This is a genomic window from Marinomonas sp. 63XJN7_7_ISO-PGPR-S23-202 (assembly GCF_056173505.1).
Genome location: NZ_CM149677.1, coordinates 3398175 through 3422004 on the forward strand (window position 1 = coordinate 3398175; position 23830 = coordinate 3422004).

The following is a 23830-nucleotide window of genomic DNA, read 5'->3' on the forward strand; positions in this document are numbered from 1 at the left end:
TAGCAAACAAAACAATCAACCCATTATCACATCAACTGGTTTGCAAGATACTCGTCATAAGTACCTTGGAAATCTACGACTTTTTTCCCTTTGAGTTCGATAACACGGTTCGCCAAGGAAGAAACAAACGCCCTATCGTGGCTGACAAAAATCAGTGTGCCGTCAAAGTCTAACAAGGCATTGTTGAGCGCTTCGATGGCTTCCATGTCCATATGGTTGGTTGGCTCGTCCATGACTAAGACATTTAAGTCCATCATCATTAACTTACCAAACATGAGGCGGTTTTTCTCACCACCAGAACACACTCGCACTTTCTTATTGAAATCATCCGCCGTAAACAGCAAACGACCCAGCATCGCGCGAACTTTTAGATCATCATGCTTAACCGTACGCCATTTAGACATCCAATCGAACAAGGTCAGGTCACAATCAAAATCGTCGGTAGTGTCTTGTGGACAGTAGCCAACTACAGCGTTTTCCGCCCATTTGATTTTACCTTGCTGCGCCTCTAACTCTTTCATCAAGCAGCGCAAAAAGGTGGTTTTCCCCACTCCATTTTCTCCAATAACCGCTAGCCTTGAGCCCGCTTCTAAAATGATATTGCCCCCCGTAAACAGCAACTCATCGTAGCCGTGACCAAGGTCTTCTAGAATCAAAGCATGTCGGTGCAGTTTCTTGTCCTGCTTGAAAGACAGCGACGGCGTCATTCGGCTAGACTGTTTCACTTCCGCCAGTTCAATTTTTTCCAGCTTTTTCGCTCGGGAACTCGCCTGCTTTGCTTTTGAAGCGTTAGCAGAGAAGCGATTTACAAACGCTTGTAAGTCGTCCATTTCAGCACTTTTCTTCGCATTTTCCGTCAACAGTTGCTCACGAATCAAAGATGAAGCTTCCATAAAATATTCGTAGTTGCCGGGATAAATACGTAACTCACCAAAATCAATGTCTGCCATGTGCGTACACACAGAATTCAGAAAGTGACGATCATGGGAAATAATAATCATAGTGCATTTACGTTGGTTTAATATGCCAGCTAACCAGTTGATAGTGTGAATGTCCAAGTTGTTGGTCGGCTCATCAAGCAGCAAAATATCAGGATCTGCAAATAGTGCTTGGGCTAATAAGACACGTAATTTCCAACCGGGTGCCACCTGGCTCATAAGACCAAAATGATAGGATTCATCAATGCCCGCTTCCAATAAAATATCGCCAGCACGACTTTCCGCACTGTAGCCATCCATTTCAGCAAATTCGGCTTCTAGCTCACCAGCACGCATGCCATCTTCTTCGCTCATTTCTGGCTTAGCATAAATGGCATCACGCTCTTGCTTCACTTTCCAAAGCGTCACATCGCCCATGATCACCGCATCAACCACTGAGTATTCTTCAAACGCAAACTGATCTTGGCTTAGGGTGCCGACTTTTTCCCCTGGAGTGATGGACACATTGCCGGAGGTTGGCGTTAACGCACCACTGAGAATTTTCATGAAGGTGGATTTGCCACATCCGTTGGCGCCGATTAAACCATAACGATTGCCATTACCGAATTTTGCCGAGATGTTTTCAAACAATGGCGTTGCGCCGAATTGCATGGTGATATTAGCCGTGGAGATCAAAGGAAAAAGCCCTAAACAAAGAGAAAAGAAAAACGTTTATACCGACCACAATAGGATCAAAAGACAAACAGAAAGAGGGGCGAATATAGAGATTTAAGCCATTAAAGTCGAGGCTTAAGTATCGTTTTTTGCACAAATATCGCTAACGACAAACTCAGTGCTTGATCCTACTCCTTGATCAAGACAATTAGACCGTCGTAGAAGCGCTTTTAGAAGGACTTGCTGGGGAATCTTGAGAAAACTGATCCGTTTGTGACGGCGTTACCTCTTCTTCTGAGGCAGGTGTTTTTTGTGAATCAGCCGACATATACGCCATGACTTGACTCGACAAAAAGCCCAACACCTCTTTCGTTGTCCCATTGAGAAGATTTTGTCTGGCTTTTTTACTAATGTCGCATTGCGTTGTCGCACCGAGCACAAAGCTCGCAATCAACCCGGCAGGGCTCACAGCCATGGCTAAGATACTGTCTTTGGCTTTGTTGCGAGAGGTCGTCGCCTGCTTTTCCAACTGCTGAGTTTTCTCGAAGAGACGATCACGCTCACGTTGCATTTTCTTAAGACCAAACATGATTTACTCCTCTTGAGATGGAATAATGGCATCTAAAGTACGTGTAAAACCCATGTTTTTTAACGTACGTCTTACCAAATACAACAAAACCATCGCACTGACAAAAGTTACTAATGTAGCGGTTGCCAAAATGCCAACCAAAGAAAAACCATAACTCCAAGCAATCACGGCGCTCGTCGCGATGATTAACAACCAGGTTGTCAATAATAAGAAAATCACACCACACATTAGAGCAAGGAGCTGAGCACCGGAAGCCACCCACAACTTGGCCTCCAAGGCTCCCAGCCCTAACACACTCTTGAACCAATGTTTGTGATCATTCAGGACGACGGATAAGTCCGCAGTCTCTTTGTCTGAATCTGAGTGCGATGATGTCTCCATTTATAGTCGTCGCCCTTGTGATAAACTCTGGTGCTATTTACGCTTACATAAGAAGCTTGCGGCTAAGGCACCCGCTAAAAAAGCAATGCCTATGGTCTTAACGGGATGCTCTTTGGCGTATTCACCAATGGCAGAAGTGACTTTTTCGGATTGATTTTTCGCGGTATCCGCAATTTTATGGGCTTGCTCACTAATTTGCTGAGCAACCTCTTCAATACGCTCTTGGCTCTGTTCTTTCGCTTGCGCAGCACTGTCTACCCCTTTATGCGCTGCCTCTGCTGCTTCATCCACTTTCTCATGTGCTTTGGATTGGGTCGTACTTTTGGTTGTTGTAGCCATTCTATACTCTCCTTTGGATTCAGAAATGATACTAATATTCAACGCCACTAACGATTCAATACCATGTCATAGCGATAGAGGTAAATCGTGCTTACAGACTAGCGCATATTTTAAGAAGATGCGAATATACTTTGTTCTCTAATCATTTTTTCTTTTTGTTGACAATCTTATTGTCATTTTCTGAGTCCTCCCCCCTCAAATTGCGCGCATAAAAAACGGCCCTACTAGTATAGAACCGTTTTTTATTTTGAGTGATGCTTTAACAAAGCCCTTGCCTATTGGGCTTAGCAGCGATTAGAAGTAATGGGCGTAGCGCAATATATAGCGATTTCCCTCCGCACGGTTATGGGCATCTTGTTCAAAGTAAACGTTGGCTGTAATGGAGTCATCTTTACCTATCGAGAACAAAGCGCCAGGACCAATAGCCCAGACTTTTTCTTTACGTCCCGACACGCTACGACCATCTATTTTGGTATTTGTTACCTGCTTTAACATATAGCCATTAATCCCGATGCTCACCGTTTTACTAACGGCATAAGCCGTCGCAAAGTTCATGTGAAACGCCTGACCTGCCTGAATGCTACTACTGGCACCAGTAGAAAAATTTGGATCATTATTTTTGCTATTCCACAAATACATAAAACGAGCAGAAGTGGTCCATTTTGGGGTGACCCAATAAGTAAAAGCGTAATAAGGTTCAACACTCCAAGCATGGCTACCTGGATTGACAATTTTATCTTTATCATATTGACCGGTCGGTCCGGTAATATCCAATTCAACACGTTGCGAGAACTTAGGCCCATTTTCTCCCATAATAGGATCAAATTGTAAGAAACCGCCCAACGTCAGATCACCAATACCTGTTTGTGATGGGGATGATCCATTGTCAGCTTTAGCAATCCATGGCAGTAAAGCTGTCCAACCTGGAGTAATATTCCCCCACTTTTTATGAGATACATAAATAATCTGAGAAAGAGGAACAAACATATCGGTTTTTGGATTCGCTACGGGCAAATCTTTCCCATTATTACCTTTTAAGGTATCTGCACGAATCGATTGTAAGTACTCTAAAAAATACCAACCTGGGCCATTTGGCGCGGGTGCACCATCGTAAAAGCTAGAGTCCCCCATATTCCCCCCAGGCAGATCGTAAGCCATTGCAGAAAAAGAAGCCAACGCGATACCACAGGCAAGTACTGTTTTTTTAAGTGCCATTTTATTACCACCTTTTATTGTTATTTTTGATGCAAAATTATTAGAAATAAGAACAAATCGAACTAATTCTCATTTCTGTTATTGTTGTTATAGGAAAAAACAAAATACGTCCAAAATAGCCTTTTAGACCCTGTTCTCAGGGAGGGAAAGGCCCGGAAAAAAACAACTAAAAAACGATAATGGACGTAAACTTGAAAAACGCTTTAGATGCGAATTAACCAACCAGACAAGAAGAAACATGAAATGACATAAGAAAAGCATCCGCCCTTTTCGTTCAGCTCCCCTTTCTTCCAGCGTCTCGTTAGAGCGCCCTGAAATAGAGATAATTTGACCAAACAACAGGCAAAGAAAGCCAAGAGAGCGAGGGGTTCTTATCATTATTCGTCTCCTATCATCAACTATCCATAAAATTGCATGGAACGTACCACTTTTCTTTCACAATCCTTTAAAATATAAAATTTTCTTATAATTATTTGATTTATATTGATTTTTTATCTTTATGATTTTTTTCTTAATGGCTCAGGAGAGAGAAAACCAACCGATTAGATTGCTCAAATGATCAATTTTATAAAAAAAGATAATAGATCAGTTGATCAAATAAATAGTTTGGATGTATAACAATATAGCAGTTAACTAAACGACCAATGAGGAACATAATAATGACAATGCCTCACCGTATTTCCCTAGCAGACATGTCACGCATCAACGCTAACGTATTACTCAAAGGCGATTCGTCTAAGCTCAACACGCAAGAGTCTCCTACATTGGAAGAACTAACCGAGTGTCTTTGTTTTTCCCCTGGGGATGGTCGAATCTGGCTAAACGATGAGCGCATGCTGCTTATCCATAATGCTTCGCTTGCCACATTACGTAGAGAGCTTATCGATTCTCTCGGCCTAGAGGGGGCTAGAGGCGTGTTGACTCGAACAGGCTTTGAATCAGGAAAGCGCGACGCGAATCTAGTGAAATCACGCTGGCCAGATGCTGAAATCACCTCTATTTTTGGAGCAGGTATTCAGCTTCATGCTCTAGAAGGCATTGTTAAAGTCGAAACCATTTATTTTGAATTTGATATAGAAACAGGTCGTTATGAAGGCGAGTTTCTTTGGCACCACAGCAGCGAAGATGATGCCCATATCCATGCCTATGGCGTAGGCGCCGATCCTGCTTGTTGGCTAGAGTTGGGGTATGCCATGGGCTACGTCAGCACTCTTGTTGGTAATATGGTCATTTTTCGCGAAGTAGAATGTCGATCCATGGGCCATGCAGCATGCAAAGTCGTTGCGAAAACAGCGGATCTCTGGCCTGACGCCTCAGAAGATCTCTATTACCTTGCGAAAAAGGTATGTCCTTTACCAGCCACCCATCACAAAAATCAAAATACCGCCCCAAAGAAACAAACCGACCAAACTGACCGCCCTGTTACCATTGGCGCCTCTTCTGCATTTAAAGCAGCCACTCAAGCCATTACCAGAGTCGCAAAAACGTCTGCTACGGTGTTATTAACTGGGGAATCTGGTGTAGGTAAAGAGCTATTCGCCTCACTTCTTCACCAGTTAAGCCCACGAGAAAATGGTCCCTTTATTGCCTTTAACTGTGCGGCTATTCCTGAAAACCTATTGGAATCAGAGTTATTTGGTGTCGAACGTGGGGCCTATACTGGGGCATCTCACAGTCGCCCGGGTCGATTTGAACGCGCCCAAGGTGGCACTATTTTCCTAGATGAAATAGGTACCCTCAGCCTTGTCGGACAAAGTAAACTGTTGCGGGCACTACAGGAAAAAGAAATCGAGCGTGTAGGTGGCACCAAAGCCATCAAGGTTGATGTGAGAATCGTGGCCGCAACCAACGATAATCTAAAAGACAAAGTTGCCAAAGGAGAGTTTCGTGAAGACCTTTATTACCGCCTAAATGTCTACCCCATCCCCTTGCCACCACTGCGCGAACGTCGCGATGATATCCCATTACTGGTCAACCACTATTACGAACACTATTGCCAGTTACATGGACGAGAACTACAAGGCATCAGTATAAAAGCATTGCAAGCACTCTATAATTATGACTTTCCAGGTAATATTCGAGAGCTGCAAAACTTGGTTGAACGTGGTGTTATTGCTGCGAATGATCATGAAAAGATTGAAACACACCATTTCTTTAGAACTGAAAACCGCTCCAAGCAATCAACGTTTTGGATTAATCAACAAGGAGAACTAACCTCTAAGGTAAAACAACAGACCTCAGATACCTCTCCATCACTTCTAGAACAATTAAAACAAAGCAATGAAGATGAGCAGTTTTCCATTAATAAACTGGAAGAACGACTGCTACATGAAGCAATGGATACCGCGCATGGCAATATGGCCGCTGCGGCGAGATCGCTGGGCTTAACAAGGGCGCAATTGGCTTATCGACTCAAGAAAGTCGTATCGTAAAGCGCTAACCATATGAATTAGAAAAAAGAGACAGGAAAAAATAAGAAACAAAAAAAAAGGCGAAAACACGGATACCTCTGTTTTCGCCTTTTTAACATAATATCATATCTACTCCTACTATCTCTCTATTCCTGAAAGAACAACCACTCCTGAGAGCCTCACCATACATGATGCGTAGCAAAGTCGATATGACGCACATATTGTTAATATCATGCCTCCAAGAGGCAATGTTTTCAGCCATTGAGCGCTATTCTTTGACTTCAACCCAAGCATCCCAGCCTTTCCATTCATATTCATCCATATCAAAAACCACGACAGATTCTGCTGGGTTTTCATTAGAATGACGGTTAAAAAAATGTGCATTTACTAATTTTCTAATTAAACGAGCCATCACAATTTTCCTTGTTGCTATAATGAATTAAGAGATTTCATGCTAGCACTGAAAACTGCAAGGATATGTCAGTCAAAGCTAAAGAAAGTCTCTTTCCCCATTAGCCATGAGATAGTCTGAGATCTTGACAACTTACCCTCATAGAGAGAGGAAAAGCCAAGACCGATGCAACTATCAACTAAATATGCATCGCTCGCACTAAAACTGCGACTTATCTTGACAGTAATGAGTCTGACAATGACGTGCCACACGATAACAAAGCAACGCCCAAAATAACCCAATCGCCATTCCAGCCAACACATCGGTTGGCCAATGAACACCAAGATAGACACGACTAAACGACACCATAAGAGTCGTCAATAAAGCCACTCCTACTAAAAATCGCTTAGCCTTAATGTGATCTATATGCCAAGTCGCCACCAATGCCAAGGTTAACCAGACAAAGGACGATGACATGCCATGACCAGAAGGAAAACTGCTGGTGTAAACCCGAACCCCATGGGGGACGATAGAAGGACGAGGCCGCTCGAACCCTAATTTCAACAAAAAGCTTAGGAACATTCCCATGATCACCGTCAGCAACAAATACTTTGCTAAATACGGCCTTTGAATCAAGCATAAAAAGACAGCATAAACAAAGCAGAAAAATAACAAAATCCAATTGCTCCCCAAGGCAGTAATATCCCTCATCAATTCGGCTAGCCAAGTCGGCCCCCATTCTTTTGTACTGTCCATAGGGTCACGCAGCGCTAACAATATGCGTCGATCAAAATCAGGAACATGACCCGTATTGGCGATGACAGCCAAGAAAATAAAACACAGCAGCAACCCAACCAATAGCACCCATTGGTAACGAGGAGTTTTTGTCTCGGTCATAGCAGAAACGTCTCTAAAATAATCATTTAATACAATAAGTTAACAATAGCATAGATGACTATCGGCTCCGATAGCCATTTTTTTTGCAATAAACCATACGAAATTTTTACAATCACCAAGCAAAAAGGGAAACTTATCCATAAAGTAGACATAACCGTAAGAGTTGGGTGCAATATTATTATTTTATTATAGAATGAGGAGTAATTTTGCCCTGCCTGATGCCAAACAACTCACCCTTGGAGCGTTAATGAGAGTTGACTTAAAAACAGATGACGAAGAATTAGCCGCTATCCCTCGCTTCCAGCTCGCCACTACCCACGCCCGTCAACTCTTTAGTACTTGTATAGCCTTTGCAAGTTTGGCTTTTGCCATTTTGTTGATGTGGCTTATCGTCGATATGTTTGCCCCAACCTCTATCTGGATTCCGATACAACTCAACGCCGCCGCAACCTTGCTGATACTACTTGCCTCCTTTCAGTCTGCATGGCGCATTGCAGTTTGGCGCGCCCGTATTATTGCTCCAGAGGAACTTGCACCAAAAGAACCTTCAACAGAAAAAGAGACAGAAGCAACTCACCCTCAGCCCGATACCGAGCAAACGGGAAAAACTGTTTTAAAAACAATCAACCCCATCAAACAGCTATCAGACAGAATCAAAGAAAGCCGAATTAAGCCGATATTATCCGCTATTGGTATCGACGTGACCTGGGTCGTCTTGCTGATACTTTTTGCCTTTCTTTTAATTGACAGTGGTTGGAACCTATCCGCCACACCAAAAGCACTGGGAGCCAATGCCTACCTATTTGGCGGTTTAGCGTTATTAGTAGCCTTTGCGTTACTGGTCGTTGAACGCTACCTTGCTGCACACAAACAAGAATGGCCTGAAGCATTGCCCTTGGCAGTACAACTTCGAGTGGCCATTGTTGTGTTTGTACTATCCGCGATCTGCCTTTTTTATGCTAACGCGGAGCGTATTTGGCCACTTCGCTTGGCAGTATTGGTTGGCTTATTACCTTGCCTTCTTGGGTTGGAATTGATTATTCGAGCGATTCTGGTCATTTTTACACCACGCCGAGACTCGTTGGAACCCGCACTTTTTACCACCAGCTTTTTTGCGGAAATGATGCGTTGGCCCCCTAAGCCAATGCAACTTTTTCAAGCAAGCCTTCATCAACGCTTTGGCATTGATTTACGCCAAGTTTGGGCCTTTGGCTTTATCCGTCGCGCTTTTCTACCGATCCTTCTGTTCATTCTATTGGCGGGTTGGCTCTTGTCTGGATTACATGAAATCCCTATGAATGGTCGAGGCATTTATGAGCGTTTTGGTAAGCCTGTTGCCGTACTCAAGCCAGGTCTCCACGTTAGCTTGCCATGGCCTTTTGGGCGCATTATTAATGTCGAATATGGTGTCGTACACGAATTGGCGGCCAGCACCGATGACAACTCCACGGCCCCAGCCATACCCAACCAAGCAGATCCAACCGAAGGCCCAGCGCCATACACAGCGAACCGCTTGTGGGATGTGACTCATCGCAGTGAAAAGTCTCAGATCATCGCCAGCAGTAGCGATGGCAAGCAAAGTTTTCAGATTGTCGATATGGATGTGCGCTTTATTTACCGCATCGGCCTAACCGACGAAGACGCACTCAAAGCCACCTACAATACAGATAATCTGCCTATGTTGATTCGTCGTACCGCAAGCCGCGTATTAGTTCATGATTTTGCTGGACGCACCTTAGATGACCTTCTTAGCGAACAGCGCAATCAACTTGCGGCTGACGTAGATAAAGCCGTACAAAGTGAATTAAACCGCCTGAATTCAGGCGTCACCTTGCTTGCAACGGCAATTGAAGCCATTCATCCACCAGCGAAAGCAGCCAACGCCTATCACAAAGTACAATCCGCACAAATCGAAGTTCAAGCTTTAATAGCCAGAGAAAAAGGCAAAGCGGCAGTGGATCTAAACCAAGCTGAGCAAAAAGCAAGCCTACTCGAAGACGATGCCAGTGCGAAGGCCCATCAAAATATTAGCCAAGCAAACATCGCTAAAACACTATTTACCGCTGACAAGCATGCTTATGACTCCGCTGGTAAAACCTTTATTCGAGAACAATATTACCAACAACTCGCCAAGGGCATGAAAAATGCCAATAGTCTTATTATAGACAGCCGCATTCAAGGAACAGGCGCACCGACGATTGACTTTAGAAGTTTCGTTCCCCCTGTTGACCCTAAGACCAACACTAGTACTCAATCAGGAGAGACACATTGAGCCAGCCACATCACCACCATCATGACCATAACCATGAGCATGACCAACTGGACAATGGAACTCATCATGAAAAAAAGAGCGCCACTTGGCGACGCATGACCTTTGCTCTTTTGCTGGTTTTGTTCGCGCTTGCAGCGGCCTGCTTAGTACAAGTGCGATCTGGGGAAGCAGAGGTGATCACCCGCTTTGGTGACCCAGTTCGAGTGATATTAACTCCTGGCTTGGCCTGGCATTTACCCACTCCTATTGAACTCTCCACTCCCGTTGATTTACGACTTCGTACCACATCAAGTGGCTTACAAGATGTGGGCACCAAAGACGGCTTACGTATTATCGTGCAAGCCTATGTGGTTTGGCAGGTGAAATCCGATAAAGAAGACGTCAAACGCTTTATGCGCGCCGTACAAAACAAGCCCTCTGAAGCGGCCCGTCAACTGCGCACTTTTGTTGGTTCAGCACTCGAAGCTACCGCCAGTAGTTATAACTTATCCAGCTTGGTTAATACGGATGGCAGCAAAGTGCAAATTAACGATTTTGAAAACAAACTCCGCGCTCAAATAGAAGGTTCCTTACTCAACACCTACGGCGTACGGGTTGTGCAAGTCGGCATAGAGCGCCTAACCCTTCCGGTTGTCACCCTCACCGCCACAGTAGATCGTATGCGAGCAGAACGAGAAACCATCGCCACACAACGCACGGCAGAAGGAAAACGACAAGCCGCACAAATCGTCTCCACAGCACAAAAAGAGGCCCGTATCATTACCGCAAATGCGAAAGTAAAAGCAGCGGATATTGAAGCGAAGTCGATCGTACAGGCCGCGGATATTTACGGACAAGCCCATAAAGAAGCCCCCCAACTGTATGATTTACTTCGCTCTTTGGATACGTTAAGTAGCATTATTAATGGTAATACTCATTTGGTTCTTCGTACTGACGCCGCGCCCTTTAAAGCCCTCATCGACGGTCCTGCTAATATCAAAGACGGTCCTGTTATGTTACAGAACCGCTCTATTAAGAAACAAGGAACAGTCCAGCCATGAGTCTCTTGTCCGCCAGTAAAAGAAATGGGCAACCTGGCACCTCACCAGGTAAACCTCAAGGACATTGGTTTCAAGCTGGGCGTTTGGCCTTTATTGCTCTGTACATATTAACCACTGTCACCGCCATCAGTTGGTTAGTCAGCAATATTCGGGAAATTGGTCCAGAAAGCCGTGCAGTTGTCTTACGCTTTGGAGCCATTGATCGTGAACAGAACTCTGGATTACTGCTCGCTTGGCCTCAACCTTTTGAAAAAGTGATTATTATTCCCTCGGCCGATCGCGTCGTAGATCGCACAGTAAAAGCGCTTATTCGACCAAAATCCATAGATTATAATGGCTTGGATTCCGGCATACTTACCGATGCAACCGCTGGGGAGGGTTACTTACTAACAGGCGACTCTGGCATCGTGCAACTCGGTGTCCACCTTTATTATAAAGTGACCGACCCATATGCCTATGTGCTGCAAGGCAAACATGTGAATTTCGCGTTAGATCGGTTGGTCGAACGCAGTGCTGTGGTGATTTCAGCGTCACGGGATTTAGACACTATATTGGTAGCACGCCCTGAACTGGTGGGTTCCAGCACCAAAGCGGCAGAAGAAAGGGAAAAACTGCGTGAAGACTTGGTGAAACAAATCAATCTTCGCCTTGCTCAACTGACACAAGAACATGCCAGTCTGGGCATAAAAGTGGCTCGTGTAGACATTCAACCCAAGCTTCCTGTAGAAACGGTTGATGCCTTCAATGCGGTATTAACCGCCAGTCAGCTTGCCAAACAAGCCATTGCAAAAGCGAATAATAAAGCGGCATCCACCTTACAAGCAGCCAATCAAGAAGCCGATCGTATTTTACAAGAAGCCAATGCAAACGCCAGTGAACGCATCGCTAATGCGCAAGCCAATACAGCAAGCATACTCAAACTTGCCAAAGTGCAGCAGGTTAACGCAGACCCCGGCTTATTGTGGCGCCTTTATCGCCAGCGCATTACCACTTTATTGTCCCGAGCGGGTTCTGTCATGACAGTCAATCCTAAAGACGATGCCAAATTGATTTTACAAGGCCAACAACCATGACACAGCCTTCTCATTCCCACACCAGTCATCATCATGGGCACGACCATCATGGACATGATCACGGCCATATTCATTTTAGTTCAGGTTCACTAAGCAGAAGCGAGCAAAAAGCCGCCGCGAAGCAGCTGACATTGGCCATGGTGTCATTAGGCTTATTAGCCCTTGGGTTAGCTTGGCATTGGCTATTCCCCTTGCAACAAAGTGTGAGTCAAATGTTGCTAGGAATCGCTTCGATACTAGTCGCCTTTCCTGTTATCAAATCCTCTTGGCATAGCTTAAAACACCCCAGTTTGCATGGCATCACCGATCAGCTTATCGCATTAGCGATGCTGGGCGCTTGGGCCACAGGCGACTTAATGACCGCCGCGTTGCTCCCTATTATTATGATTTTTGGTCATATTCTAGAAGAACGAAGCATGATTGGCTCACAAGAGGCCATCGAAGCCTTAAGTCACCTCACTCAAAGCAAAGCCAGAAAAATCGATCATGGTGGCAACATCAGCGAGATAGATAATCAACAACTGACCAAAGACGATCAGGTTGAGGTACGCGCTGGTGATAGAATCCCTGCTGATGGCATTGTTGTCAGTGGTATGGCAAGCCTTGATACAGCACCTATTACGGGGGAGTCCGTTCCACAAGATGCCAAAATAGGCGATGAAGTATTTGGCGGCGCCATTAACCTCGATGGTCTCTTACGCATTCAAGTGACTCGCACTGGTGATGATTCCACATTAGGCAAAGTGATTGCCCTAATGCAGCAAGCAGAACAAGCTAAGCCGCCCATTACTCGTTTATTGGAACGCTATGCAGGACAGTACATGCTATTAGTGCTCATGGTGGCCGCCATCACTTGGTTCGTCACCTACGATGCTCAAGCAATGCTGGCAGTATTGGTGGCCGCTTGTCCATGTGCTTTGGTTCTATCAGCTCCCGCTGCCGCCATTGCAGGCATTGCCGTGGCAGCACGGCATGGCATACTGATCCGCAGCTCGGCGTTTTTAGAAGAATTCACGGAACTCAGTTCTTTAGTGGTCGATAAAACAGGCACACTAACCTTTGGCTCATTAAGTCTACAAGAGCTGAAAACAGCTGAAGGTATCGACATAAGCGAGCAAGCGATACGTATTTTAGCTGCCAGTTTGGGTGCCTCTAGCAGCCACCCGGTCAGTCGTGCCATGTCTAGCCTCGCTTCTACCGATGCTTACCTGCCTCTACAAGATATTCGCGAACGACAAGGATTAGGTGTCGTAGCGCAAACCGAACAAGGAGAAGCGGCGCTGGGCAGACCTGAGCTGTTCACTCAATTAGGCATCAAGCTTCCAGATATACCACAGCACGACGGCCCTATTGCGGGACTATCACTCAATGGTCAATTCTTAAGTTGGATGTTATTAGCCGATCAAGTTCGCCCTGAAGCCGCCCAAGCGTTGGCCGATTTACGAGAGCTTGGCCTAGGTCGCCAAGTGTTACTCACCGGCGACCGTCAATCCGTGGCGGACAAACTCGCCAAAGAAGTCGGTATTCATGATGTCGTCGCTCAGGCCTTACCTGAAGACAAACTGCATCGAGTCAGTCATGAGATTCAAACAGGCTTTAAACCCCTTGTGGTGGGCGATGGCATCAACGACTCGCTGGCCCTAAAAGCGGGTGTGGTGGGCGTCGCTATGGGTGCAGGGGGAGCAGATATTGCCCTAGCCTCTGCCGACATCGTCTTAATTGGCAGCGACCTGCGCCGTCTAGCCACATGCGTACGCTTGAGTCGACGCTGCCGCCGCACCTTACATATGAATGTCATTATCGGATTAAGCTGGACCATTGCCATCATGGCTGCGGCAGCATTTGGCATGCTGGGTGTGGCTGGAGCCCTTATTGCCGCCGTTCTCCATAATTTAAGTACCTTATTAGTATTGGTGAATACTGGTCGCTTACTGCGCTTTGAAGACATCCTACGTAAACCTGAAAAACGCGGGTAAAAAATTCACTAGTTGGACAGAATTCACGAGCTAAACAGAGTGGTAGCCCTAATACATGTCTTTCGTTCAGTGTATTAGGGCAGGTGAAAAAATGAGATATTCTCTATTCTACTGATATTAAGATTTACCACATATTTTCTGACGAAACAGAACAAAGCGGAGTGCGCTGAGCGTCATTTAAAATCCTCGACTAGTCGAAAGCCCATTATGTATATGTCTTTTTTATACCAACCATGTCGTCTCTTTGTTCTAGCTAGGTCCCGAAATCGAGTAAAGCTCCCTCCTCGAGCAATTCGATAACTTCCTTCTGATGTGAGTAAATCATCAGCAATGGTTTCACCGTCAGCATACGCCCTGTAGTCACTAGACGTATATTCTTCTACATTGCCTGCCATATCCATCACACCAAATGGAGAAAGGCCAAGAGGGTACATACCGATTGGGGTAGTACTCAGAATCCCTTCCTCTATCGTATTGGCATGATCGGGTTTATATGCCTCCCCCCAAGGGAATTCAAAACCCTTGTCCCCACCAGCGGCATATTCCCACTCTTGCTCGGTAGGCAAGCGAAAAGAACGGCCTGTTTTTTGACTCAACCATTTGCAATACAATTCAGCATCCTCCGGCGATACAGTATTCACGGGATGATTTGCATGATACGTGGGGAAAGAGCCAAAGATCCATGAAGTCGGTAGACTTGAGTGGGCTGTATCGCGCAGAAAATCCCGATATTCTTGATTTGTCACGCAATATTTACCCATTTTAAAAGGCGAAATATCCACTTCATATTGCGGACACTCCTTTAATATCCACTCACGAAGCACACCATAGGATTGGTATTGCTCAACAATATCGTCCACTTTATCAGGGTTAAGGCCCAATAGAACCTTACCTCCTGAAACTGTCACCATAGTGGGAAAAAGCGTATTGATACGGGGATCTCCTCTTAAAGAGAGGAGAATACCCGCGGCATAACGGCGCTTTTTGTCATGATGAGTACTTTCTATCAAGCGACATAAATCATTCTCAGACAGAGCAGAAAGAGACCCTATATCATCTTGAATATCCTCAATGGACGAGTCAGTAAACGAATTAGGCAGCCCCATAGCTTCACGATTGCTCAATGAGTTTATATCTTCTCCCCTGATCATTTTACTCATTGCTCTACCCCATTTAGCACAGGAGCTGATAATTTATGCACACGGCCATCGTAAGAAGAGGCTAAAAAGACACCTTCACCTTGATCATAGGCAAGGGCCGAGATACCCGTTTTACTCGCTTTCTTTTTTTGCCAAGTTTGGCTTGGAACATGGTAAAAAGAGACAGTACCTCGGTAATCTCCACTCACAATCCAACTATCACTATCTGTTGCAACACACTTGATCGAGTTTTTATGCGGTGTTGTTAAAACCTTCTCTTCATCTCCCCAAATTCGCAGCGTCAAATCTCGACTTACTGAAATGAAACTCCCTTTGAAAGCAGCACAGCCATTGACTATCTTATCGTGACTTCCTCTAAGAGCAGGGGTTACGCTCATTAAATCGTTTAACTCTGTCACTGCGACACTATTATCTGCACAAACAGTAAAGACCCTATTATTAATAATACAGACATCTTTAATCGCATTGTTATGAACAGAAATACTGGAAACAAAGGTAATGTCTTGATATGAAGAGAATTTCAATAAAATCAACTCACCAGTATAAGCTCCAATGGCAATGTATTTATTACCTTGATGATCCAATGCTTGGCAACAGTTCAGAGGAGAGTGATGCTGGTATATAATCTTTGATGTTGTTGCATCATAGACTGCACCGTCTTGACCACCGCACAATATTCTGCCATTTTCAGCAATAATAAAGTTACATAAGGATGGTACCTGATTTATTTTTTCACCATTAAAACGAACAATTCCAGCATCGCCAACATCGTAATACCCATTGCTAACAGGGTAAATAGCATTCACACCATGAGTATCCTGAATAGAGTCAATATCCCATGTATTAGTCTCTATACTGTAGGTTGCATAACGATCCCCAAAGGTAACAAATGCGACAAAGGCATCATCAATAAATGCACAAGATCTTGGCCAAACAATATTAGGAATCTCGCTCTCTACTTGGCAAATAAGACTATTACCTTGAATAGACCAAATTTTAAAAGAACGATCATAACTCAAACTAATGACTTTATTCTGGTTTAAAACCAAACGTTTAATACCAGCCTTATGACCATGTGTACGGCAGATTTCTTCGCCTTTATTATTAAAGTAGATTAACTCTCCATCATCATTCCCAGAAACAATTTCTCCATTAGGTGTTACACAAAGTGTATCTGTCTCCATACCTCCTAGATCAATAACTTTTTGACTTAATCCGGTATTGATATCCCAATAGCGCAATGTACTATCATCACCACAAGAAACCAGCATCGTTTCTGTCAGCCACTCAACGGTTAATACATCATTTTCATGCCCTATAAACTCACGTATTAAATGGCCATCCACACTAAAAACACGGACTTTATTATCGCGTGATGCGGTTGCAATTAAACGATTGTCTGGACTAAAACTAATGCCTTCTACATCATCCTCATGGGTCATCACAGACAATAAAGACATATCTGGAACAGACCAAATCCTTACAGAATAATCACTGCTTGAAGAGGCCAATAATTTAGCATCATGTGAAAACACAACCTGATTCGCTAAATGATCATGAGTACCAATCGCAATTGGTGTATGGGTTTGTGCATTCCATAGAATTACTTGATTGTCATAACCAGCACTTGCAATATAGCCATGTTCAGTTGCACAAATACCGCTAATTGGAGAAGTATGATACATATAAGATTTCCTTATCTTCAATAAATAAAATAATAACCAACAAAATGATTGTTCAAGAAGTCACTATACAGAGACCGTCTCATCATCGACCCTAGGACCAAAAATATGATTTTCAAGATCTATTTTAGCTTGTAAATAGTTCTTATTATCTGGACTAAGAAAGCAAGATGTAGACAAACGTTGAATAACATTAATACCATTTTTAACTAATGCTTGTTCTTTTTTGGGATTATTAGAAAGGAGTTTAATCGTCGTAACATTAACAGCTTTTAGCATCTTCGCGACCATATCAAAAGTGCGAGCATCGTTATTAAAGCCTAAATGCCGATTTGCTGCATAAGTATCCATACCGCTATCCTGCAATTTATAGGCATCAAGCTTATTATATAAACCAATACCTCTACCCTCTTGCCTTAAATAAGCGATATAGCCACCATTCTTAGCCATAATCCTTAAGGCTTCTTGCAGTTGCGGCCCACAATCACAACGACTTGATTGAAACACATCCCCTGTTAGACATTCAGAATGAATACGCAGAGTAGGAACAGTTGGCATAGAGCCAGACGGACTATGAATCTTGATCAGTAGATGTTCATGGCCTACTCCAAATTCATCAAATGAATAAAAAGTTGCTGGAATGCGTTTTTCAGTGACAGGAATGATAACACTTTGTCTAATTTCCATATTTTATATCCTTATTTCTCTATTCCTTAGAGTGTTGGAGCTTCAGATGAACACAACATTCTTCCATATAACATCGCACTTATATCAACAAGCAATTTTCAGTTAAACTAGAAAAACCTTAAAACGAAAAGTTTTACAATTTATTTTCGATAAACATACATAAAACAATCTTTTTATTCTCACTCCCCACAGAAAACAGTAAAATCCCTTCCCTTTCATATTAATCATATAAAAACACTCTATAAAGAAGATAATTTCAATATAATCAATAGCATAGAAAACCACACTTTATAATCTAATGATTCTTCGAACTTGCCTATTGCTACCTTTAGCTCATTAGCCATGCGACGGGGGAGTGATTAGATAAAACGCTCCTCCCCTCTCCAACTATTATTGACATTATTTTAATTTAGTGATTCTATGCGTTAATAATGCGCATACCACTAAAGGATTAGCTAGGTATAGAGCAAGGCGACTATTTTTGTGAGATAGGCTTAATACTATAAAAGTGTACTAATCCTTCATACAAATCTCATATGATGCAGTAACACAAAAAATAAAATAGTCACCAATAATCAAAAATGTAAAGCGCCAAAATATTTCAGGAGGAAATAGGCATGGAAAGTGTGGAAAAGCCATGGACGAATTTATTTTCATCGTTCGAAATCTACAAAGGCTCTATAGCTCAAAACAAGCTAATACAAATCCCTCAAATTTCTTCTGGTGTTAATTGGCTTCCATTATCTAACAGTATCATAGAGATGATACATGCTGAAATAAACCTAGGTCTTTTATACAGAAACTATACAGCGCCATATGGTATTCTACCGACCTGTCAAGTCATTAAATTATATGAATGCTGCCTAGCTAATACCCATTACAATACGACATCTATAAAAGTAGCACAGTGCAATGGCAGCGCACAGGGCATAGCCACTTATATGAAAGTAGCGACCTCCTACTACAAAAAAAACCGCATCCTTATTGTGGGTAGTAGCTATCCAATCTTTTATAATCAAGCCGATATATATCAATGTGAGATGATACAGTGCCAATCTGACGATTCCAGTGTTCCTTCTGCTGAAAGAGTTATGCATATAACCAATAAAGAAAAACCGACTATTATTATCTTATCATTACCAAATAACCCCTCAGGAACATGTTACTCTTCTGCTGATTTAGACGCCATTCTAACAGTAGCAGATCACATCGGTGCTCATGTTTTGATCGACCGAGTGGGCATGCTAGTGTCTAACCAACACTATATGAAAGACATTTCTAGCGTGGTCAAACACTATATTGAAAATGGTCGTGTTGCTGTAATTGACTCTCTCTCAAAGTCAGAAAGCCTAGCTGGTTATCGTCTTGGCCACATCTTTGGCAGCACAGTCTTGATAAATGACTTTATAACAGAACAACAAAATATGATAATGAACCCTCCTACGGTACTTGGACTCACTATCCCCCTTATTTTTCTAAGTAGAATCATCATGCTTCAAGAGACACCAGAAAAAAAGCTGTCTTATAAGAAAAGCGCCTCTTTGTTTTTCAAAAAATCATTAAAAATGATTGATGACGATTCTAGAGACATTATTCTAGAGAAAATAAATTCAGATTTTATCAGTCAGTTTTCTGATCAATATATAATAAATCATCAACAAAATGAAGCTACGATGCTGGCCAATAAGCATTATGCATTAGATAGTCGTCCCTGAATAATGGCGTTTCAAGCAAGAAACGCCATGCAATTTTTGGGTCTTTCCAGTAGAAAAGTTATTTTCAGCCATAATCGCCTTAAAAATTGCCCAAAATATGGGGCACAATAAAGCCACTTCAGTAGCTTACGTAGGTTCTGACCACAGGCACTTAAGATCACGTTAATCGCATCGCCTAGTACGCCTTTTAAGAAGCATCGTCTGAGTTTTCCATCTGATTTGAGGTGTCCTATGATGGGTTCTACGCTATTTCGTCTTCCCATCCATGGCTTCTCTTTCTTTGGTACACCACGTTTTTGACCTGCAACCAACACCTTAATATCGTCTACGCCCGATCCTTTATACCCTCTATCAACAAAACAGGTTTCCGGTTTTTTTCCTGTTAGGGTTTCAACTTGTTGAAGTTGATCTTTCAAGGTATGGCCATCATAAGGATTACCTGGATAGCTTCTGGCTCCCACAATGAAGGATTCTTTTGCTGTTACGGCTATGCTCGCTTTTACACCAAATTCGTAGCGTTTATGCGCTTTGCCTTTGGATATGCAGTCCACATTAGGTTCATGCAAGCTATACAGTTTGTTTTTGCTCTGGCGAGTTTGTTTTAGTAATCGATAGGCTTGGTTGAGTGTGTCTTCTTGCTTTTGAGTGAGCGTTAATCCTTGTCGTTTTACTTGCCGATCAACATCTCGCAGGACTCGCCCTAAAAAGCCTTTGACTTGCTTAATCGCTTTTCTCATCCGCTTATATTGTTTGGCGTGGCCATAGCGTCCAATTTTTGGCATTAACTCATGACAGGCTTTGTCGTAGGTTTGTCTTAACGTGATGTTTTGTTCTTTGGCGACCTGAGTGAGCTGCTCTCTAGCCTTGTTGTAGAGCTTGGCATCGGTTGGGAAGGTGATGTTTTTTTCTTGTACCGTGGTGTCTACCACGACTCGTTTTAGGCTCGCTGGTTTGATGACTTTTAGTTTCAATCCTGCTTGTATCGTCTGGGTAAGCAGCCATTCACAGCCTTCTTCTCCTAACCGTTTTCGCCATTTAACAAGACTGGTTGGATGGCACGGGAAGTCGTGCTGGAAAAAGGTTTCGCCGCAAAAGTATTGGTAATAAGGCGATTCAAGCCATTGCTCTAGCACCAGCTCATCAGACAAATTATGCAAGTGCTGCAAATACAGCAATCCCGCCATAAGACGCGTTGGCAACGCGGCCGCACCAACGCTTGAAAAATGGGCACTAAGCGTTGAGTCCAATTGCTTCCAATCAATGATCTTAGCCAGTCGAACTAAAGGATGATTGGGGTTAATGATGTCAACGAGCTGAGGTTGGAATAAATCCTTTTGCGGTATGGTCTGTGTCTGACGAGGCTTCATAAAACTCACCTGTTCTGCAACTTTTTGGGCCTTATGGCGTATTTATAGCAAGATTTAGATATTAACTATCTTATAAAAACACATTAGATTCAATAGGTTGAGAGTTTTTCAGGGGCGACTAGATATTTTAAAGGATGAAATATCTTTCGTTTCTGAGCATCATGCTGGCATGAATTTTTTTATCAAAATAGAAAAATTTAAATTTATGAATGAGAGAGATGTTCAACGAATTTTAGCTTATACCTATAATGTATTTATTCTAACGGAACGATGCTTTTCAATCTCAACATCCGAGCGTTCTAACTTCCTCATTCGTCTTTCTATTGCTATGAGCACTGCCGAATTTTCTAAAGGAGTCGATAGACTCTATCAGTTTATAAAAACTCTATAAGAAGGATCTTATGCTATGTTTTTTAAGAAAAATATTATTATTATTGTCGATGCATATGGTACAGGACAATATATTGCTCCAGGTTTTATATCTCGAGGCTTTGACTGCATTCATATAAGAAGTTCAGATAAGATCCCACCTCGATATGGTAATAACTATCGAAAAGAAGACTTTATTTTTGAAATAACATTCAAAGAGTTTAAAGAAAGCCCTGATATATTATCTCAATACTCCCCTCTATTAGTCATCCCAGGGGCAGAGTCTGGTGTTGAAATGGCTGAAGTCGTTGCCAAAATACTTGATACTCCCCACCAGAATAAACCCGGTACAGCAGAACGTTGCCGAAATAAATTTGTGATGCAAGAGTCGTTATCAGCCGCTGGCATAGCACACTTAAAGCAAACGTTAACGTACTCAGCAGAGGAAGCAATACAGTGGAAGCACGACTCTCAACTGACCACATTGGTTCTTAAGCCAGTCGATAGCTCCGGTTCAGAAGATGTCTATATTTGTCATAGTGATGAGGAAATTAGAATTGCTCATCAGAAAATTATGGGTAGCCAGACAAAGATGGAGACATTAAATACCAGTGTTCTTACTCAAGAATATCTGCTTGATAGCCACAATGAAGGGAGTGATACCATTGCCTATAATGCAAACTCCGTTTCATTGAATGGGCAGCATTATGTTACTGAAATCATCAGAGTGTATAAAAGAATCGTTAATGGTGTATTCATTCATAACCGGATGGAATTATTATGTCCTATTGAAGACCAATCCATTTTTGAAAAAATTGAGAACTATTCTATCTCTGTACTCAGAGCAATCGGCTTTCAAGCAGGTTTTTCACATAGCGAAATCATCATAGATAAAGGCATACCCAAATTAATAGAAATAGCGGGGAGATGTCCTGGTGGATCAGACCCATCTGCCTACACCAGATGCCTAGAGAGCACGCAAATAGCCACCCTCATTTCAGCGCTTTTTTACTATGATAACTATAATAAACTGATTCTCTCAGAGAGAAAGAAAAATCTAAGACATTGTTTATGTGTATTTTTAATTTCCAACACAACTGGAAAAATCAAAAGTGATAAACACATTGCATTTTGGGAAAAACATCTAACGTCGCTACATAGCATAATGATCCGAGATTCCGACCAGATATCCATTACACATTGTTTAACCAGCAGCCCTGGTCATATTTACTTAGTATCAGACAATAAAAAATTCCTTTTTAAAGACCTGGAAACCATTAGAAAAATTGAAAGCCAATATTATGAGCTTATTTCTGAAAAGGATTAAATTTTTATGAAGTCGAAATCATTACTAAAATATATAAAATTTTCTGGCTATTTAACGGGCTCTTTTTTTGTTACAGCAGCGCGGGGGCTAGGACTAACCTATATTGTATTAATACTGCATAAGTCTATGGATATTAATCTAAGTGAAATAGGCTTTGTTGTTACCAGCGCAGTCTTTGCTGGTGGTTTTATGTGCGTTTTTTTTGGAAACTTAATTGATCGACTTAATACTAAGATCATTTTAAATAGTATATGCATTTTCTCTATCATTGCTTATCTACTTATTTATAATACTCAAAATATATGGCTTATTTTTATGCTCATGACGGTCTTGGTCCTTGGCTATTCGACCATATCGGTGACAATTAATTCAGCAGTAGCAAAAGTAACGTCTTCCAAAATAAGCACGAAAGTCTTCGGTTTGAGATATGTACTTACAAACCTGGCATTTGGTATTTTCCCATTGCTTGGGGCGGTGCTGCTAAAACGAAACGATGGTATGATCTTTTGGTTTGCTGCCACAGCAATGTTAATGGCATTAGTCGCTTTCTCATTGCAGAAGAGCCATATGCAGACTAGCAATGATCAGCAAGTAAAGAAGCACTCTCACTCACTTAAATTATTGTTGATAGATAAAAAGCTCTTTTACTATGTACTAGCTGGTTTTCTAACCTCTATTGCTTTACGCCAATTTCCAAGCTATCTCTCTCTCTTTCTTCTTTCTAATGGCATGGAGGACATCTCCAAGATCATTAGCACCCTAATCATAATCAATACAGGTATGGTGGTCGTTTTCCAAGTCCACGTCACGAACTTATTGGAAAAACTACCGCTGATAACAAGATCAATATGTGGATTGCTATTACTAACACTGGGATTGGTAGGATTTATGTATGCGACTTCTTTACCATTTTGGTGTTTATCAATGGCCGTCTTCAGCTTGGCAGAGATGATTATTGCGCCTGCGCAATATTCTCTAATCAAGGATATTGCATTGCCTAGCCGAGAAGGAGCCTATTTTGCAATTCATAATCTCTCAAGTTTAGGAGGTTCGTTTAGCCCACTGGTTTGTGGATTAATGCTATCGTATTTCCCCATGATTAATATGTTCTTTGCCTTAATAGCCTGCGTCATTGTGGCTATTTTAGGCTACCTTATGGGGAATAACGCCACAGGGGCAAGAGTACAAACCGTAACGCAACAAATACACTCTTCTCAGTAGAGAACAAAGTATGTTTGGCAGCAAGCCACGGTATCGTTGTCATTTAGAAGGAGCTCACTGTTTGCCATGCAGCATATTTTAGTAAGCAGCATGGCAAACTTGATGTCTCGCATTCAATAGGCTTTG

At 42.6% G+C, this 23830-nt stretch carries 19 protein-coding genes; 8 read left to right on the forward strand and 11 right to left on the reverse strand.

Annotation, left to right across the window (positions count from 1 at the left end; genetic code table 11):
- Positions 1 to 26: 26 nt before the first annotated feature.
- From AC0VYG_RS15750 to AC0VYG_RS15770, 5 genes are all read right to left on the reverse strand, one after another.
- On the reverse strand, positions 27 to 1613 hold the full coding sequence (locus AC0VYG_RS15750) for an ABC-F family ATPase (protein ID WP_475428903.1): 1587 nt from the start codon (positions 1611 to 1613) through the stop codon (positions 27 to 29).
- Between the two features lie 187 nt (positions 1614 to 1800).
- Positions 1801 to 2181 (reverse strand): hypothetical protein, encoded by a 381-nt coding sequence (locus AC0VYG_RS15755; protein ID WP_475428904.1) that lies wholly within the window; start codon positions 2179 to 2181, stop codon positions 1801 to 1803.
- A 3-nt stretch (positions 2182 to 2184) separates the two neighbouring features.
- On the reverse strand, positions 2185 to 2562 hold the full coding sequence (locus AC0VYG_RS15760; protein ID WP_067020631.1) for a hypothetical protein: 378 nt from the start codon (positions 2560 to 2562) through the stop codon (positions 2185 to 2187).
- Between the two features lie 33 nt (positions 2563 to 2595).
- Positions 2596 to 2901, reverse strand: a complete 306-nt coding sequence (locus tag AC0VYG_RS15765) for a DUF883 C-terminal domain-containing protein (protein ID WP_067020628.1) — start codon at positions 2899 to 2901, stop codon at positions 2596 to 2598.
- Between the two features lie 294 nt (positions 2902 to 3195).
- The gene (locus tag AC0VYG_RS15770; RefSeq protein ID WP_475428905.1) at positions 3196 to 4116 is read right to left on the reverse strand and encodes a SphA family protein; all 921 of its coding nucleotides are present in this window, start codon (positions 4114 to 4116) and stop codon (positions 3196 to 3198) included.
- 659 nt (positions 4117 to 4775) lie between these two features.
- Between AC0VYG_RS15770 and AC0VYG_RS15775 the strand changes: the two genes are divergently transcribed.
- Positions 4776 to 6548, forward strand: coding sequence for a sigma 54-interacting transcriptional regulator (locus AC0VYG_RS15775; RefSeq protein ID WP_475428906.1), 1773 nt, complete (start codon positions 4776 to 4778; stop codon positions 6546 to 6548).
- Between the two features lie 247 nt (positions 6549 to 6795).
- Here the strand turns inward: AC0VYG_RS15775 and AC0VYG_RS15780 are convergent, their stop codons facing one another.
- Together AC0VYG_RS15780 and AC0VYG_RS15785 are read right to left on the reverse strand one after the other, a co-directional pair.
- Complete coding sequence (locus tag AC0VYG_RS15780) at positions 6796 to 6939, reverse strand: hypothetical protein (protein ID WP_199475181.1); 144 nt, start codon at positions 6937 to 6939, stop codon at positions 6796 to 6798.
- Positions 6940 to 7137: 198 nt separating this feature from the next.
- A complete protein-coding gene (locus tag AC0VYG_RS15785) occupies positions 7138 to 7815 on the reverse strand; it encodes a phosphatase PAP2 family protein (protein ID WP_475428907.1) in 678 nt (225 codons plus the stop codon).
- Between the two features lie 247 nt (positions 7816 to 8062).
- On the opposite strand from AC0VYG_RS15785, the gene hflK (AC0VYG_RS15790) reads away from it, so the two are divergent.
- Genes hflK (AC0VYG_RS15790) through AC0VYG_RS15805 form a run of 4 tightly spaced genes read left to right on the forward strand, consistent with a single transcriptional unit; the run spans position 8063 to position 14176 of the window.
- On the forward strand, positions 8063 to 10087 hold the full coding sequence (hflK, locus tag AC0VYG_RS15790) for a protease modulator HflK (RefSeq protein ID WP_475428908.1): 2025 nt from the start codon (positions 8063 to 8065) through the stop codon (positions 10085 to 10087).
- Complete coding sequence (gene hflC, locus AC0VYG_RS15795; protein ID WP_475428909.1) at positions 10084 to 11127, forward strand: protease modulator HflC; 1044 nt, start codon at positions 10084 to 10086, stop codon at positions 11125 to 11127. The genes hflK (AC0VYG_RS15790) and hflC overlap by 4 nt, the downstream gene beginning before the upstream one ends.
- Positions 11124 to 12200: a protease modulator HflK gene (gene hflK, locus AC0VYG_RS15800; RefSeq protein ID WP_475428910.1), complete on the forward strand. Its 1077-nt coding sequence runs from the start codon at positions 11124 to 11126 to the stop codon at positions 12198 to 12200. The genes hflC and hflK (AC0VYG_RS15800) overlap by 4 nt, the downstream gene beginning before the upstream one ends.
- Positions 12197 to 14176: a heavy metal translocating P-type ATPase gene (locus tag AC0VYG_RS15805; protein ID WP_475428911.1), complete on the forward strand. Its 1980-nt coding sequence runs from the start codon at positions 12197 to 12199 to the stop codon at positions 14174 to 14176. The genes hflK (AC0VYG_RS15800) and AC0VYG_RS15805 overlap by 4 nt, the downstream gene beginning before the upstream one ends.
- Positions 14177 to 14349: 173 nt before the next feature.
- Here AC0VYG_RS15805 and AC0VYG_RS15810 read toward each other — a convergent pair whose 3' ends face one another.
- The 3 genes from AC0VYG_RS15810 to ribA all read right to left on the reverse strand — a co-directional run bounded on the left by AC0VYG_RS15810 (position 14350) and on the right by ribA (position 17705).
- On the reverse strand, positions 14350 to 15336 hold the full coding sequence (locus AC0VYG_RS15810; RefSeq protein ID WP_475428912.1) for a formylglycine-generating enzyme family protein: 987 nt from the start codon (positions 15334 to 15336) through the stop codon (positions 14350 to 14352).
- Positions 15333 to 17021, reverse strand: coding sequence for a WD40 repeat domain-containing protein (locus AC0VYG_RS15815; protein WP_475428913.1), 1689 nt, complete (start codon positions 17019 to 17021; stop codon positions 15333 to 15335). Before AC0VYG_RS15815 ends, AC0VYG_RS15810 begins: the two co-directional genes overlap by 4 nt.
- Positions 17022 to 17084: 63 nt before the next feature.
- Positions 17085 to 17705 (reverse strand): GTP cyclohydrolase II RibA, encoded by a 621-nt coding sequence (gene ribA / locus AC0VYG_RS15820; RefSeq protein ID WP_475428914.1) that lies wholly within the window; start codon positions 17703 to 17705, stop codon positions 17085 to 17087.
- A 617-nt stretch (positions 17706 to 18322) separates the two neighbouring features.
- Between ribA and AC0VYG_RS15825 the strand changes: the two genes are divergently transcribed.
- Positions 18323 to 19420, forward strand: coding sequence for an aminotransferase class I/II-fold pyridoxal phosphate-dependent enzyme (locus AC0VYG_RS15825; protein WP_475428915.1), 1098 nt, complete (start codon positions 18323 to 18325; stop codon positions 19418 to 19420).
- An 11-nt stretch (positions 19421 to 19431) separates the two neighbouring features.
- Here AC0VYG_RS15825 and AC0VYG_RS15830 read toward each other — a convergent pair whose 3' ends face one another.
- Positions 19432 to 20787 (reverse strand): IS5 family transposase, encoded by a 1356-nt coding sequence (locus tag AC0VYG_RS15830; RefSeq protein WP_475428916.1) that lies wholly within the window; start codon positions 20785 to 20787, stop codon positions 19432 to 19434.
- A gap of 406 nt (positions 20788 to 21193) precedes the next feature.
- On the opposite strand from AC0VYG_RS15830, the gene AC0VYG_RS15835 reads away from it, so the two are divergent.
- Together AC0VYG_RS15835 and AC0VYG_RS15840 are read left to right on the forward strand one after the other, a co-directional pair.
- Positions 21194 to 22483: an ATP-grasp domain-containing protein gene (locus AC0VYG_RS15835; RefSeq protein ID WP_475428917.1), complete on the forward strand. Its 1290-nt coding sequence runs from the start codon at positions 21194 to 21196 to the stop codon at positions 22481 to 22483.
- Positions 22484 to 22489: 6 nt separating this feature from the next.
- The gene (locus AC0VYG_RS15840) at positions 22490 to 23704 is read left to right on the forward strand and encodes an MFS transporter (protein ID WP_475428918.1); all 1215 of its coding nucleotides are present in this window, start codon (positions 22490 to 22492) and stop codon (positions 23702 to 23704) included.
- Positions 23705 to 23830: the final 126 nt, after the last annotated feature.

What these genes read in the sequence shown, in the direction of transcription:
- hflK (WP_475428908.1), top strand. Translation starts at nt 8,063, where the DNA reads ATGAGAGTTGACTTAAAAACAGATGACGAAGAATTAGCCGCTATCCCT.
- AC0VYG_RS15765 (WP_067020628.1), bottom strand. Translation starts at nt 2,901, where the DNA reads ATGGCTACAACAACCAAAAGTACGACCCAATCCAAAGCACATGAGAAA.
- hflK (WP_475428910.1), top strand. Translation starts at nt 11,124, where the DNA reads ATGAGTCTCTTGTCCGCCAGTAAAAGAAATGGGCAACCTGGCACCTCA.
- AC0VYG_RS15840 (WP_475428918.1), top strand. Translation starts at nt 22,490, where the DNA reads ATGAAGTCGAAATCATTACTAAAATATATAAAATTTTCTGGCTATTTA.
- AC0VYG_RS15760 (WP_067020631.1), bottom strand. Translation starts at nt 2,562, where the DNA reads ATGGAGACATCATCGCACTCAGATTCAGACAAAGAGACTGCGGACTTA.
- AC0VYG_RS15770 (WP_475428905.1), bottom strand. Translation starts at nt 4,116, where the DNA reads ATGGCACTTAAAAAAACAGTACTTGCCTGTGGTATCGCGTTGGCTTCT.
- AC0VYG_RS15780 (WP_199475181.1), bottom strand. Translation starts at nt 6,939, where the DNA reads ATGGCTCGTTTAATTAGAAAATTAGTAAATGCACATTTTTTTAACCGT.
- AC0VYG_RS15810 (WP_475428912.1), bottom strand. Translation starts at nt 15,336, where the DNA reads ATGAGTAAAATGATCAGGGGAGAAGATATAAACTCATTGAGCAATCGT.
- AC0VYG_RS15785 (WP_475428907.1), bottom strand. Translation starts at nt 7,815, where the DNA reads ATGACCGAGACAAAAACTCCTCGTTACCAATGGGTGCTATTGGTTGGG.
- AC0VYG_RS15815 (WP_475428913.1), bottom strand. Translation starts at nt 17,021, where the DNA reads ATGTATCATACTTCTCCAATTAGCGGTATTTGTGCAACTGAACATGGC.
- AC0VYG_RS15775 (WP_475428906.1), top strand. Translation starts at nt 4,776, where the DNA reads ATGACAATGCCTCACCGTATTTCCCTAGCAGACATGTCACGCATCAAC.
- ribA (WP_475428914.1), bottom strand. Translation starts at nt 17,705, where the DNA reads ATGGAAATTAGACAAAGTGTTATCATTCCTGTCACTGAAAAACGCATT.
- AC0VYG_RS15825 (WP_475428915.1), top strand. Translation starts at nt 18,323, where the DNA reads ATGGAAAGTGTGGAAAAGCCATGGACGAATTTATTTTCATCGTTCGAA.
- AC0VYG_RS15835 (WP_475428917.1), top strand. Translation starts at nt 21,194, where the DNA reads ATGTTTTTTAAGAAAAATATTATTATTATTGTCGATGCATATGGTACA.
- AC0VYG_RS15830 (WP_475428916.1), bottom strand. Translation starts at nt 20,787, where the DNA reads ATGAAGCCTCGTCAGACACAGACCATACCGCAAAAGGATTTATTCCAA.
- AC0VYG_RS15755 (WP_475428904.1), bottom strand. Translation starts at nt 2,181, where the DNA reads ATGTTTGGTCTTAAGAAAATGCAACGTGAGCGTGATCGTCTCTTCGAG.
- AC0VYG_RS15805 (WP_475428911.1), top strand. Translation starts at nt 12,197, where the DNA reads ATGACACAGCCTTCTCATTCCCACACCAGTCATCATCATGGGCACGAC.